The organism is Janthinobacterium sp. SUN176 (assembly GCF_030587335.1).
In the GTDB taxonomy this organism is placed as follows: Bacteria; Pseudomonadota; Gammaproteobacteria; order Burkholderiales; family Burkholderiaceae_D; genus Janthinobacterium; species Janthinobacterium kumbetense.
The window spans coordinates 2,123,416-2,136,886 of the sequence record NZ_JAPWIA010000001.1 but is presented as its reverse complement, the minus strand read 5'-3'; the positions used below and the strand labels follow the sequence as shown (position 1 = coordinate 2,136,886).

At 64.5% G+C, this 13,471-nt stretch carries 16 protein-coding genes; 15 read left to right on the top strand and 1 reads right to left on the bottom strand.

What is annotated here, in order from left to right:
* The 15 genes from O3299_RS09690 (at position 1) to O3299_RS09620 (ending at position 12,414) form a co-directional block, all read left to right on the top strand.
* Positions 1-1,236 carry a type II secretion system F family protein gene (locus O3299_RS09690; RefSeq protein ID WP_077405845.1) on the top strand — a complete coding sequence of 412 codons (1,236 nt, stop codon included), beginning with the start codon at positions 1-3 and terminating at the stop codon, positions 1,234-1,236.
* Positions 1,236-1,742: a type II secretion system protein gene (locus O3299_RS09685; protein WP_305062179.1), complete on the top strand. Its 507-nt coding sequence runs from the start codon at positions 1,236-1,238 to the stop codon at positions 1,740-1,742. Before O3299_RS09690 ends, O3299_RS09685 begins: the two co-directional genes overlap by 1 nt.
* Positions 1,712-2,287, top strand: coding sequence for a type II secretion system protein (locus tag O3299_RS09680; protein ID WP_305052350.1), 576 nt, complete (start codon positions 1,712-1,714; stop codon positions 2,285-2,287). The genes O3299_RS09685 and O3299_RS09680 overlap by 31 nt, the downstream gene beginning before the upstream one ends.
* Positions 2,288-2,446: 159 nt before the next feature.
* Positions 2,447-2,986 (top strand): Tfp pilus assembly protein FimT/FimU, encoded by a 540-nt coding sequence (locus O3299_RS09675; protein ID WP_370385300.1) that lies wholly within the window; start codon positions 2,447-2,449, stop codon positions 2,984-2,986.
* Positions 2,976-3,533 (top strand): prepilin-type N-terminal cleavage/methylation domain-containing protein, encoded by a 558-nt coding sequence (locus tag O3299_RS09670; RefSeq protein ID WP_305062177.1) that lies wholly within the window; start codon positions 2,976-2,978, stop codon positions 3,531-3,533. The genes O3299_RS09675 and O3299_RS09670 overlap by 11 nt, the downstream gene beginning before the upstream one ends.
* 7 nt (positions 3,534-3,540) lie before the next feature.
* A complete protein-coding gene (locus O3299_RS09665; protein ID WP_305062176.1) occupies positions 3,541-4,434 on the top strand; it encodes a prepilin-type N-terminal cleavage/methylation domain-containing protein in 894 nt (297 codons plus the stop codon).
* A complete protein-coding gene (locus tag O3299_RS09660; protein ID WP_305062175.1) occupies positions 4,431-4,889 on the top strand; it encodes an agglutinin biogenesis protein MshP in 459 nt (152 codons plus the stop codon). The genes O3299_RS09665 and O3299_RS09660 overlap by 4 nt, the downstream gene beginning before the upstream one ends.
* A 131-nt stretch (positions 4,890-5,020) precedes the next feature.
* On the top strand, positions 5,021-5,980 hold the full coding sequence (locus tag O3299_RS09655) for an agglutinin biogenesis protein MshI (RefSeq protein ID WP_077405827.1): 960 nt from the start codon (positions 5,021-5,023) through the stop codon (positions 5,978-5,980).
* Positions 5,977-6,648 carry an MSHA biogenesis protein MshA gene (locus O3299_RS09650; RefSeq protein WP_305062174.1) on the top strand — a complete coding sequence of 224 codons (672 nt, stop codon included), beginning with the start codon at positions 5,977-5,979 and terminating at the stop codon, positions 6,646-6,648. Before O3299_RS09655 ends, O3299_RS09650 begins: the two co-directional genes overlap by 4 nt.
* Entirely contained in the window at positions 6,648-7,325 is a 678-nt protein-coding gene (gspM, locus tag O3299_RS09645; RefSeq protein ID WP_099667527.1) for a type II secretion system protein GspM, read from the top strand. Before O3299_RS09650 ends, gspM begins: the two co-directional genes overlap by 1 nt.
* On the top strand, positions 7,310-7,687 hold the full coding sequence (locus tag O3299_RS09640; protein WP_305062173.1) for an MSHA biogenesis protein MshK: 378 nt from the start codon (positions 7,310-7,312) through the stop codon (positions 7,685-7,687). The genes gspM and O3299_RS09640 overlap by 16 nt, the downstream gene beginning before the upstream one ends.
* A 38-nt stretch (positions 7,688-7,725) precedes the next feature.
* Positions 7,726-9,513: a pilus (MSHA type) biogenesis protein MshL gene (gene mshL / locus O3299_RS09635; protein WP_305062172.1), complete on the top strand. Its 1,788-nt coding sequence runs from the start codon at positions 7,726-7,728 to the stop codon at positions 9,511-9,513.
* Positions 9,514-10,419 (top strand): ExeA family protein, encoded by a 906-nt coding sequence (locus O3299_RS09630; protein WP_289904689.1) that lies wholly within the window; start codon positions 9,514-9,516, stop codon positions 10,417-10,419. It begins immediately after the preceding gene.
* A 17-nt stretch (positions 10,420-10,436) separates the two neighbouring features.
* Positions 10,437-11,492, top strand: coding sequence for a tetratricopeptide repeat protein (locus O3299_RS09625; protein WP_305062171.1), 1,056 nt, complete (start codon positions 10,437-10,439; stop codon positions 11,490-11,492).
* A gap of 25 nt (positions 11,493-11,517) precedes the next feature.
* Positions 11,518-12,414 carry an alpha/beta hydrolase gene (locus tag O3299_RS09620; protein WP_305062170.1) on the top strand — a complete coding sequence of 299 codons (897 nt, stop codon included), beginning with the start codon at positions 11,518-11,520 and terminating at the stop codon, positions 12,412-12,414.
* Positions 12,415-12,421: 7 nt separating this feature from the next.
* Here the strand turns inward: O3299_RS09620 and O3299_RS09615 are convergent, their stop codons facing one another.
* Complete coding sequence (locus O3299_RS09615) at positions 12,422-13,456, bottom strand: serine hydrolase (protein ID WP_099667530.1); 1,035 nt, start codon at positions 13,454-13,456, stop codon at positions 12,422-12,424.
* Positions 13,457-13,471: the final 15 nt, after the last annotated feature.

Genomic DNA, 13,471 nt, shown 5'->3' with positions numbered 1-13,471 from the left:
GTGCCGTTTTTCTCCTACAAGGCGCGCAGCGCCAGCGGCGAACTGTTGACCGGCGTCATGGAAGGCGCCGACAGCGGCGCCGTGGCCGACCAATTGATGGCGGGCGGCAGCACGCCCGTCGACATCAGCGCCACGAAACAGACGGTGACGAAGGCGGGCGCCAACCAACTGGGCTGGTGGGACAAGCTGACCGAGAAAAAGGTCACGCCCATGGACGTGCAATTGTTCAGCCGCCAGCTGTACACGCTGCTCAAGGCGGGCGTGCCCATCATGCGCGGCCTGGCCGGCTTGCAGGAGTCGGCCATCAGCCCCGCATTCGGGCGCATCATCAAGGATGTGCGCGAATCGCTCGACGCGGGCCGCGAACTGTCGGCCGCCATGGCGCGCCATCCCGCCATCTTCACGCCGTTCTACCTGTCGATGGTGCGCGTGGGTGAAATGACGGGACGCCTCGATGAAGTGTTTTTGCGCCTGTTCAACCACCTGGAATTCGACCGCGACATGCGCGCGCGCGTGAAAACGGCGACGCGCTACCCGACCTTCGTCGTCTTCGCCATGCTGGCCGCCATGATCGTGGTCAATATCTTCGTCATTCCCCAGTTCGAGAAGGTGTTTGCCAGTTTCCATGCGGAACTGCCCTTGATGACGCGCATCCTGATCGGCACCTCGCGCTTTACGGTGGCGTACTGGCCCATCCTGCTGATGCTGGGCGTGGGCGGCTTTTTCGGCTGGCGCGCCTGGCTGCGCACGAAAGAGGGCTTGTATAAGTGGGACCGCGCCAAGCTGCGCCTGCCGATCGCCGGCAAGATCATCCTGAAGGGCACGATGGCCCGCTTCGCGCGCAGCTTCGCCCTGTCCAGCACGAGCGGCGTGCCCATCGTGCAGGCCCTGACGGTGGTGTCGCAAACGGTCGACAACACGTATCTGAGTGCGCGCGTGGAACAGATGCGCGACGGCGTCGAGCGGGGCGAAAGCATCTTGCGCACCTCGGTGGCGGCCGGCGTGTTTACGCCCGTGGTGTTGCAGATGATCGCCGTGGGCGAGGAATCCGGTTCGCTCGACGACCTGATGGACGAGATCGCGGACATGTACGAACGCGAAGTCGATTACGAGCTGAAAACCCTGTCGGCGCAGATCGAGCCGATTTTGATCGTCTTCCTCGGCGCCATGGTGCTGGTGCTGGCGCTGGGCATCTTCCTGCCGATCTGGGACCTGGGCCGGGCGGCCCTGCACTGATGGCAACACCGTTGCGCCAGCGCGGTTTCACCCTGTTCGAGCTGGCGGTGGTGGCGGGCGTGTTCGCCATCCTGACGGCCGTGTTCCTGAACCGGGTCAGCTATTACCAGCAGCAGGCGCAGCAGGTGGCCGTGGCGCAGATGCTGGGCGTGCTGCGCACCAGCTTGCGGGTGCAGGTACTGCACCTGTACCTGGCGGATCGGCGCGACCGGTTGCCGGCGCTGGCGCGGCAAAACCCGTTCGACTGGCTGGCCGACAAGCCAGCCAACTACCTGGGCGAGTTCGCGCAGCCGGACCTTGAAAAATTACCTGCGGGGAATTGGCTGTACGATAAAAAAGAACAAAAAATCATCTATTTGTTTAGTAATGGCAATATTTTTCCCAGTAAAAGGGTTGATTTAGTGAAATTTAAGGTAACCTTGCCACGTGCGGATGCCGATCTTGACAAGCTCGCCCAGGAACCCGATATCGTGGTGTGGAAATCGCCGGACCCGGCGGCAAACTGACGCGCTTCCTGGTCCGGTGCAGCGACAGTTTCATGGCGTTGGTTTTGAAGTTTTTTTATTTGATTTTGGAGAAAGCAAGAATGAACAAGTCTTTACGTAGTATGAAAAGCGGCGCCCAGGCAGGTTTTACCCTGATCGAATTGATCGTCGTCATCGTGATCCTCGGCATCCTGGCCGCCACGGCGATTCCTAAATTCATCGACATGTCGACCGATGCGCGCGTGGCCAAGATGCACGCGGCCGCTGGCGCCGTCAAGGCGGGCGCTGCCCTGTACCATGCGCAGTGGCTGGTCAATGCTGACGCGACCAAGACCGTAACAATGGAAGGCCAGCCGATTACGGGGGCCAATGGTTACCCTACGGCCGATGCCGCCGGGATTGGACTTGCCGCAGGCATCGCCACACCTGACTATGTGATCTCCGCTACCGGTTTCTCCGTGTCCCCTGATGCATCGCGCTCGGGCTGCTCGGTGACGTATACCGCTGCCACCGCTACCGCCGGCCCAGGCATCAAGGATCTGGCAGACCCGAGTACGTGTAAGTAATCTTTGAGCACACTGCAAGGAAAGTCAGGCAACATCCGGCCTTCCTTGCGCACCACCAGCCCAACCTCAGGCGCCAGCCCGTTGGGCTTTTTTACGGGCCATCCATTGCAGCAGTCACCGACAGTCTTTTCGCATCGCCAAGCAGGGCCGCCAGGCCGCCTGCGGCGTACGGCTGCACGCGGCTTCACCTTGATCGAGCTGGTGGCCGTGCTGGTGCTGGCGGGTTTGCTGGCGACCTTTGCCGTCAACCGGTTTTTCCAGCGCGACACTTTTGACGCGCGCGGTTTTGCCGACCAGGTGACGAATATCGTGCGCTACGGGCAAAAACTTGCGGTGGCGCAAAACCGTGCCGTGTTTGTACGCATCGATGCCGACAGGGTGGCCCTGTGCTTCGATGCCGTTTGCAGCGCTGACCAGAAAGTGGTGCCGCCCGCGGGCAAGAACAGCGGCAGCAAGGAGACGCTGCAGTATTGCCTGGGAAGCAATTGGCTGTGCGAAGGCCGGCCGTCCGGCGTTACCCTGTCCACCGATGTGAAAGGCGAGCCCAGCTTTTATTTCGACGCGCTGGGCCAGCCGTATGCGCAGAACGATGTGTTCCCGGCGCTATCGGGTTTCCCTGCGCGGCTGAACATCAGCATCCTGGGTGACGGCACGGAGCGCGTCGTCACGGTCGAGGGGGAGACGGGTTATGTCCATTAGCCAGCGGCGCCGGCGTGAACGCGGCGTGACCCTGATCGAACTGGTGCTGTTCATCGTCATCGTCGGCCTGGCCTCGGCCGCCATCCTGGGCGTGATGAGCCTGACGACAAAGCGCAGCGCCGATCCGCAGCTGCGCAAGCAGGCGCTGGCGATTGCCGAAAGCATGCTGGAAGAAATCCAGCTGGCGCGGTTTACCTATTGCGATCCGCAAGACCCGGCCGCGGAAACGGCGACCAGCCCGGCCGGCTGCGCCATCCCGGAAGGGCCGGGGGAAGAGGCGAACGGCGCGGGGAGGCCGTTCGACAACGTCAACGATTACGTGAGTGCGTATGGCACAGCCACGGAGTACAAGACGGATGCCCAGGGTAATGCCTGGGCTGCCAGCCCCACCCAGAATTACACTGCCTTGGTGACGATCACCGAGCAAGCCCTGAACGGCTTGCCTGCGACGGAAAGCCTGCATATCCAGGTGGTCGTGCCGTATGCCGACCAGCAGATCGTGCTCGACGGCTATCGCGTGCGCTATGCGCCGAATAGTATCCCATGAGTACTCCATGAGAAATTTCTATAACGCCAGGCGCCGCCCGCGCGGTTTTACCCTCGTCGAGATGGTCATCGTGATCGTCATCACGGGCATCATCGGCGCCATGGTCGCCGTCTTCATCCGCGTGCCCGTGCAAGGCTATATCGACACCACCGCGCGCGCCGCGCTGGCCGACACGGCCGACACGGCAGCGCGCCGCCTGACGCGCGACGTGCGCCTGGCCCTGCCCAACAGCGTGCGCGTGTCGAACGACGGCCTGTTCCTGGAATTGCTGCTGACCAAGACGGGCGGACGCTACCTGAGCGACAGCGATCCGTCGGGACCAGGCAGTGTGCTGAGCTTTGAGACCACCCCCGCCTCACCAGCGTTTACCGTCGTCGGCGCCATGCCCGCAGATGCGCTGGGCGCGCGCCAGGCGATCAGCGTGGGCGACCAGATCGTCGTCTACAACCTGGGCGGGGCGGGCGCGCCGAACAATGCGTATGCCTGCAGCGCTGCCACCGGCTGCAATCGCGCGCCAGTCACGGGCGTAGCCGGCACTGTCGTCACCTTGGGCAGCTATCCTTTCACGACGGCGCCCGCGCCGCTGCCGTCGCCGTCGAACCGTTTCCAGGTGGTATCGACGCCCGTCACCTATGCGTGCGATCTGAAGAGCGGCACCTTGACCCGTTACGCGGGCTATGTCATCCAGGCTACCCAGCCGGTTGTGGAAAACACGGTCCCGCTGGAGGCGAAGAAGGGAGCACTGCTGGCGCGCCAGGTGGCGGCTTGCCGTTTCAGCTATGGCATTTTGGCCAACGTGCAGCGGGGTCTGGTGAATATCGACCTGAGTCTGGGGGCAGCGAACAGCAATACGGGCGTGCTGCGTCTGGTGCAACAGGTACAGGCGAGGAATACACCATGAGGCGCTTGCTGCGCCATCGCGCCGGCCGCATGCGCGGTTTCAGCCTCGTTACGGCCATTTTCCTGCTGGTGGTGCTGGCCGCGCTGGCGGCCGTGATGGTGAATATCTCCACTTTCCAGCAGACGGAATCGGCCATGGACGTGCAGGGTGTGCGCGCCGAACAGGCCGCGCGCGCCGGTCTCGAATGGGGGCTGCAGCAGCAGATCAGCGCGGGCTTGAGCGCCGGCGCGCCATGCGTCGGCGCCACCACGTTCAGCTTGCCGGCGGGCACGACGCTGTCGTCGTTCAGCGTCAGCGTGCAATGCAGCACGGCCACGGGGCCCGGCACCTTGACCAGCTGGACCATTACGGCCACGGCGTGCAACCAGCCGGGCACTATCGAGCCGTTCTGTCCGAACGCGGGCAACAACGCGGACTATGTTCAGCGCCGCCTGCAAGCCGTGTTGTCGCAGTAAGATCAACTGCGTGCAAAAAAGATCGCTAATTTATTGTTTTTACACAATAAAGTTGGCTTCATGAATTAAAATTGGCTGGATGCATTAACTGCGCGACAAGATCGGGCAGGCACTTACACTGGATAGGTCGCATGGGTTTATTCGCAAGAGCAAGGAAGTATGAGGGTTGGCTGGCCACGGCGTTTGGCCGGGAAGGCGTCAGCGCTGTCGTTGTCGAACGTCCCGCCGACGGCATGCCGCGCGTGCTGGGCGCCAGTTACCAGGCGGCCGCGCGGCCGGCGCCGGCCGAGGTGCTGGAAAAACTGGGCAAGGACGTGCAGGCGGCAGCGCGCCACTGCACCACCGTGCTGGCCGGCGGCGAGTACCAGTTGCTGTCGCTGGAAGCGCCTGCCGTGCCGCGCGAGGAGCTGAAGACGGCCGTGGGCTGGCGCCTGAAGGACATGCTGGACTTTCCCTTGGCCGAAGCCACCATCGACGTGTTCGACATCCCCGGCGACCCGAACGGCACCCAGCGGGGCAGCAGCGTGTTTGCCGTCGCCGCGCGCAACAGCGCCGTGTCGCGGCGCCAGGCGCTGTACGCCGAATGCAAGATCGGCCTGTCCGTGATCGATATCCCCGAGATGGCGCAGCGCAATATCGCTACCTTGCTGGAAACGCCGGGACGCGGCATCGCCGTGCTGTATTTCGATGGCGACGGCGGCTTGCTGACCATGAGTTTCAATGGCGAGCTGTACCAGGCGCGCCGCATCGACGTGACCCTGACGCAATTGCAGTCGCCCGACGCCAGCCAGTACTACGACCGCGTCACCCTGGAACTGCAGCGCTCGTTCGACCACTTCGACCGCCAGTTTCATTTCATTTCGCTGGCCCGCTTGATGCTGATGACGGGCGCGGCCGACGGCTTGCACGCCTATCTGGCCGACAATCTCTACATGCCCGTCGAGCAGCTGGACCTGGCCACGGTGCTGGACTTGTCGCAGGCCGCCGAATTGCGCGACCCCGCCATGCAGGCGCGCTACTTCCTGGCCATCGGCGCCGGCTTGCGCGAGGTTGGCTTGCACCCGGGCAAGCACGAAGGGAAGGGCGCATGAGCCAGCAGATCAATCTGTTCAATCCCCAGTTTGAACTGCAAAAACACCATATGTCGGCGCGCACGGCCGGCCTGGGCCTGGGCGGCCTGGCGCTGGCCCTGCTGGCCGTGGGCGTGCTGGCCCAGCAAGCCTTGAACGGCCTGGAACGGCGCGAAGCGGGCGTCAAGGCGGCGCTGGCGCAGGGCGAGGCGAAGCGCGACCAGACTTTGCGCGATTTTCCTCCACGCAAGAAAGATCCGGCCCTGGCGCAGGAACTGGCGGCCGTCGAGGCGCAACGCCAGCTGCTGCAGGATGCGTCGAACGTGCTGGACAGCGGCAAGCTGGGCAATACCCTCGGCTATGCCGGCTATTTCCGCGCGCTGGCGCAGGCCAGGGTCGAGGGCGTATGGCTGACGGGCGTGGACATTGCCGGCGCCGGCAATGACTTCGGCTTGCAGGGCCGCGCCTTGCACGCGTCGCTGTTGCCTGCCTACATCACGCGCCTGGGCCAGCAGGAAGTACTGCGAGGCAAGACTTTCGCCAGCCTCGACATCGGCCAGCCCGCGCCAGCGGCCGTGGCCGAGGGCAGGGCGCCTGGCCTGCCGTATGTCGCGTTCAGCCTGCAGTCGGCCGACCGCGCCGCCGGGCCTGCCACGCCGCCGAAACCTGTTACGGAAGGAGCACGCTGATGCTGCCCTTGCTGAAGAAATGGGCCGCCGCCTTCGACGCCCTCAGCCTGCGCGAGCGGCTGATGGTGTTCGGCGCCGGTGCGGCCGCCGTCCTGTTCGTGTTTTATTTCATGAGCTTCAATCCCCTGCTGGCGAAACGCGCCGCGCTGGAGGCGAGCATTGCGCAAAAACAAAGCCTCTTGAGTGCCACCGACAAGGAAGTCGAGCTGACCATGCTGGCCCACGCCACCGATCCCGACCAGGAAGCGCGCACGCGCCTGGCGGCCTTGCAGGCGGAAACGGCGTCCCTGGCGCAGGCGCTGCGCGAGAAGCAGCACGGCCTGGTGGCGCCGGAGCGCATGGTCACCTTGCTCGAACACTTGCTGCGCCGGCACGCGGGACTGCGCGTGGTGTCGCTGAAAACCCTGCCGGCCAGCGCCGTGGGCGCACGCCAGGCCGACAGCGCGAACGGCGATGCGGCGGCCAGGGCGCCGGCTCCCCTGCTGCACCAGCATGGCGTGGAAGTGGTGCTGCAAGGCAGTTATGCCGACATGGTGCAATACATGCAGGCGCTGCAAGCGATGCCGACGCGCGTCTTCTGGGGCGCCGCCCACCTCGACGCCGCCAGTTACCCGGGCGCCACCCTGACCCTGACCTTACATACCCTCAGCATGGACGATACATGGATCGCACTCTGACCCTGGGTTCCGCGCTGCTGGCGCCCTTCCTGATCCTGAGCCTGGCATCGCCGGGCGCGCAGGCACAGGCGCTCGACGATCCGACGCGTCCGCCCGCGGCCCTGTGGGCGCCCGCCGACGCCGCGCCCGCCGTCGCGGCCCGGCCGCAGCTGCAATCGGTGCTCGTTTCCACCCAGCCGGGCGGACGCCGCCTGGCCGTCATCGATGGCCAGACGGTCAAGGTGGGCGGCAAGGTGGGCGACGCCGTGGTGGTGGAAATCCGCGACACGGCCGTATTGTTGCGGCGTGGCAAATCACTGGAAACCTTCAAGCTGTATCCCAGCAGCAAGACCGACAATAAGACCGACCGCAAGCAGGAGTAGAAGAAGTGGCCAAGCAACTCAATCAACACAAGGCGAGCATGTTCAAGATCAGTACGATGGCGGCTGTCATCAGCGTCAGCCTGGGCCTGGGCGGCTGCAATGTCGCGCCCGTCAAGCGCGACACCTATAATGCGATCACCGATGCCGTCAAGGGCGCGGCAGCCACCACGGCGCCAGCGGCCCAGCCGGACGCCGTGGAAGCGGCGCTGCTGCCGCCCGTGGCGGCCCTGGCCCAGCAATTGCCGAAGGCCCGCGCCGCGCTCGACGAGCGCTTCAACGTGGCGTTCAACAATGTGCCGGCGCGCCAGTTCTTCACTTCCATCGTGGCCGGCACGCGCTACAACATGCTGGTCCATCCCGACATCGGCGGCACGATTTCCGCCAATTTGAAGGACGTGACCCTGTTCCAGGCGCTCGACGCCGTGCGCGAACTGTATGGCTACGATTACAAGGTCGAGGGCACGCAGATCTACATCAAGCCCCTGACCATGCAGACGCGCTTGTTCCACGTCAATTACCTGACGGGCGCGCGCCGCGGCAATTCCAACCTGCGCGTGTCGTCGACGTCGGTGGGGTCCGTGGGCTCGACCAACTCGGGCGGCTCCGGCAACAGCGGAAATGGCGGCAATAACAATCAGGGCAACAACAACGAGCAGAACCAGCAAACGAATGGTGGCCAGGGCGGCCGTACGCTGGACAGCAGCAACCTGACCACCTCGTCGACGGCCGATTTCTGGCCGGAACTGAAGGCGGCGCTGGAAGCCATCGTCGGCAGCAGCGACGGCGGCCGGCAAGTGGTGCTCAGTCCGCAGTCGGGCGTGATCGTCATCCGCGCCATGCCGGAAGAGTTGCGCAATGTCGACATGTATTTGAAGGCCACGCAATTGTCCGTCGACCGCCAGGTGATCCTGGAAGCGAAAATCCTCGAAGTCGAACTTAACGACAACACGCAGACGGGCATCAACTGGGCCTCGTTCGCCTCGATCAAGAGCGGCCACACGAACCGCATCTCGACGGGCTTCATCCAGCCGGGCGGCACCCTGGCGCCGCTGCCCTTTAATGGGGGCCAGCCGCCCAACATGACGAATGGCAGCGGCTTGACGGCCAGTAGCGGCTTCGGCCTCAGCTCGGCGGCCAACTCGGCCGGTTCCATGTTCGGCCTGGCCTTCCAGACGGCCAATTTCGCGGCGATGATTTCCTTCCTGGAATCGCAAGGCTCCGTGCACGTGCTGTCGAGCCCGCGCATCGCCACCATGAACAACCAGAAGGCCGTGCTGAAGATCGGCACGGACGAGTTTTACGTGACGGGCGTGTCGACCACGACGAATACGACGGCCAGCGGCGCGACGACCAGCCCCAACGTGACCTTGCAGCCGTTCTTTTCCGGCGTGGTGCTGGACGTGACGCCGCAGATCGATGCGGATGGCAACATCATCCTGCACGTGCACCCGTCCGTCAGCCAGGTGTCGACCATCAGCAAGGAAATCGACCTGGGCAGCGCCGGTTCCCTGAAACTGCCGCTGGCCGCATCGAGCACGTCGGAGATGGACAGCATGGTGCGCAGCCAGGATGGCCGTATCGTCGCCATCGGCGGCCTGATGCGCCAGGCCACGACGTCGGACCGCTCGCAAGTGCCGGGCGCGGGCGATATCCCCGTGCTGGGCGCGCTGTTCCGCAACACGGGGCAGGTGATCCAGAAGCGCGAGCTGGTGGTGCTGATCAAGCCGACCATCGTCGATGGCGCCAATAGCTGGAACGAGGACTTGCTCGATTCTGGCAAGCGCATCGAGGCGCTCGACCCGCGCCGTCCGTCGGAGCGGCGCTAAATGTACCAGGCCCATTTCGGCTTGCGCGAGGCGCCGTTCGGCCTCACGCCCGATACCAGTTTCTTCTTCAACGGCCCGCAGTCGCAAAAGGCGCTCAATACCTTGCTGGTGGCGGCGCGCAATGGCGAGGGCTTCATCAAGATCACTGGCGAAGTGGGCACCGGCAAGACTTTTCTCTGCCGCAAGTTCATGCAATCCTTGGGGCCGGACTTCGTCACGGCCTACATCCCGAATCCGAACTTGTCGCCCCGTTCGCTGATCCTGGCGCTGGCCGAGGACCTCGATGTCTTGCTGGAAAAGGATATTGAGCAGCATCAGTTGCTGCGCGCACTCAACTTGCGCCTGCTCAACCTGGCGGCGCAAGGCAAGCGCGTGCTGCTGTGCCTGGACGAAGCGCAGGCGATTCCCGTCGACAGCCTGGAAGCGCTGCGCCTGCTGACGAATCTGGAAACGGAAAAGCGCAAGCTGCTGCAGATCGTGCTGTTCGGCCAGCCGGAACTGGACGTCAAGCTGGCCCTGCCGGAAATCCGCCAGCTGGCGCAGCGCATCACCTTTCACTATCACCTGGGGCCCTTGTCGCGCGACGACGTGGATTTCTATGTGGCGCACCGCCTGCGCGTGGCCGGTTTCGACGGCGCGCGCCTGTTCAGCCGTGGCGGCGTGGCCAAGCTGTACAAGGCGTCCGGCGGCATCCCGCGCCTGATCAATATCATGGCGCACAAGGCGCTGATGGTGGCGTATGGCGAAGGGCGGCAGCAGGTCGGCGGCCGCCACGTGGCGCTGGCCGCCAGCGACACCCTGGCCAGCAAGCCGCACCGCTTTTGGCGCAGGCCGTGGCCATGGCTGGCCGGCGCCGGCGTGCTGGCCGCCGCCTGCGGCGCGAGCTGGACTTTATTGAACCGATGACGAAGATGAGCCTGTAGATGAGCCTGATTAACAAGATGTTGCAAGACCTCGATGCCCGCGGCACCCCCGATGGACGCGGCGACGCGGCCGGTATCCGCTCCGTGCCCGAACGCGAGCGGGGCGTCTCGCGCGCGCTGGTCTTCGGCGGTGCCGCAGGCTTGACGGCCGCCGCCATCGCCCTGGGCTGGGTCTACCTGAAGCGCCCGGCCGTGCCGCCCGTGCTGGTCAGCGTGGCCAGTACGCCGGTCCTGGTTCCAGTGCCGGCACCGGCGCCTGTCGTCGTTGTACCCGCGCCCACGCCCGTCGTGGCGGCGGAACCCGAACCCGTATTTCAGGCCGAGGAAGCCACCCCCGCGCCCGCCAAGCTGCGTGCCGCCGACATGCGCCGCATCACGGAACACGCCGCCAAGCCTGCCGCTGCGCCCGTGGTGAAGACGACTGCGTCCGCTGCGAGTGAACGCATCATTGATGGAAAACAAGTCACGCCGCAGCAGCGCGTGGAGAATGAATACCGGCGCGCGCTGGCCCAATTGCAGGATGGCCGCGTGTCCGACGCCATGTTGGCCTTGCAGCAGACCCTGCAGCTGGACCCGCGCCATCAGGGCGCGCGCGAAACGCTGGTGCGCCTGCTGCTGGAAGCACAGCGTCCCGACGAGGCGGCCCGCCAGTTGCAGCTGAGTTTGGCGCTGGACCCGAAACAGCCGGCGCAAGCGATGATGCTGGCCCGTTTGCAGCTGGACAAGGCCAATGGCGGCGCGGCGGCCCTCGACACCCTCATGCGCAGCTTGCCGTATGCCAGCGACAGCGGCGAATACCACGCCTTCCTGGCCGGCGTGCTGCAGCGCGAGCAGCGCTACCGCGAAGCGGCCGAACACTATCAGCTGGCCCTGCAGGCGGCGCCCGACAACAGCGTCTGGTGGATGGGCCTCGGCATCGCCTTGCAAGCCGACAACCACCCGGCCCAGGCGCGCCAGGCGTTCGAGCGCGCCAAGGGCTTGCAAACCCTGTCGCCCCAGCTGCAGGCGTTTGTCGAGCGCAAGCTGGTGCAGCTGACGGCGGCTGCGGCGAAGTAACTACTACCTCAATGAAAGAAACAGCTTGAAGCCTCTGCATCTGCTCATCGTCCTTTGCTGCCTGGCCAACAGCGCGTTGGCCGCCCCCGCGCCCGCCAGCTACGTTCTTGAGAATACGGAAGTGCGCGACCTTCGCGCGCAAGCCTTGAAGCGCGATTACCAGCTGTATGTCGCCTTGCCCGATTCCTATCGGCAGGGCAATAAGCGCTATCCGGTGCTGTTCGTCGTCGATGCCAATTATGCATTTCCCGTCGTGCGCAATATCGCGCAGCGCCTGAACAAGCATGCGGGGATGGAAGAAGTCATCGTGGTTGGCTTGTCGTACGCCAACGGCGATGGCGGGGTGTACAGCCGGCGCCGCGACTATACGCCCACCACGCCGCGCAAGCACGATTACCGCTCGGACATGCCGGGACGGCAACCCGCGTTCGGCGAAGCGAAGGCGTATGGCCAGTTCATCTCGGGCGAGGTGTTTCCCTTTATTGCGCAGCACTATCGCGCGAACATGCAGCGCAAGGTGTTCATCGGCCATTCCTACGGCAGCTTGCTGGGCCTGCAATTGCTGCTGACGGAACCGCGCACCTTCGAGCACTACGTCCTCGGCAGCCCGTCGCTGTGGTACGACGCCGGCGTCATGTTCGACCGCGAACAGGCGTATGCGGCCAGCCACAAGGATTTGCCGGCGTCCGTGTTCTTCGGCATCGGCGGCCTGGAAAAGCTGGCGGCGGGCAAGAAGCGTTCACGTTCGGAAGCGGACGCCGACATGGTGGCCGACTTGCGCGAATTCGATGGGAAGTTGACATCGCGCAAGTTCCCCGGCCTGAAGACGCGCTTGCGCGTCTTCGCGGATGAAGATCACGCAAGCGTGTTTCCTTTCGTGCTCACGCATGGCTTGCGGGCGTACTTGACGTCCGCAAAATGACGGGCGCTTACGGGCGCATCAATGTCGGCAGGATCAGCTTGGTCAGCAATTTTTCGCTGATGCCATGGGCGTCGCGCACCTGGAAGTTGGTCGTGGTGATGACGACCACGGCATCGAGTTCCGGCAGGACGAGCACTTTATTGCCGCCGGAACCCGCCATGCCATAGCTTTGCACCGTACGGCCATTGGCCGTGAACGGTTGCAGCCACCACAGATAACCGTAGTCCATGCCTTCGCGCGCGTTGGCGTGGGGCGCGATCGAGCGCTTGACCCACTCGGCCGGCATCACCTGCTTGCCATGCCAGCGCCCGCCGTCGAGGTAGAGCTGGCCAAGCTTCATCAGATCCACGCTGCGCAGCTGCAAGCCTCCGCCCGTCATGGCGCTGCCCTTGGGCTGGAATTGCCATTTCACCTTGTCGATGCCAAGCGGCTTGAACAGGTTGGCGGCGGCGAAGTCCGGCACGCCCTGGCCGCTCACCTTTTCAAGCAACGGTCCCAGCAGGGTTACGCCGGCGGTGCAATAGCTCCAGGCGCGGCCATACGGCGATTGCTCGGGGCGGGGCTGCCATTCGGGAAAGCCGCGGATCGGCAGGTCCGCCACGAAGCGGCTCCAGTCTTCCACCAGATACATGCGCTCTTCATTGCCGCGCGAATGCTGGTTGTCGTCGTCGCATTCAAGCAGCGAGCTCATGGTCAGGAAATCCTCGACCGTGATCTTGTCCTTGCGCGGGTCGGCATGGGCCAGCGGGCGCAGTTCCGGAAAGTAGGGCAGGACGGGGGTGTCAGTGCGCAAGAGCTTGCGCTCGATGGCCAGGCCGACCAGCATGCCGGCCACCGTCTTGCCCACCGAGCGCGTATTGCGCAGGCTTTCGGCGCCATCCTTGTCGAAGTAGTGTTCGTAAAGCAGCTTGCCATGCTGCGCCACCACGACGCTGGTGACCTGCTTGAAGTCGCCCGCTTCGATGGCGGTGGTGATGCCGTCCAGCTCGCCTGCGTGGACGCTGCTGCCGAAGGCGAGAAGAAGGGGGAGGTATCGCAACATGGTGTACTCCTGAGT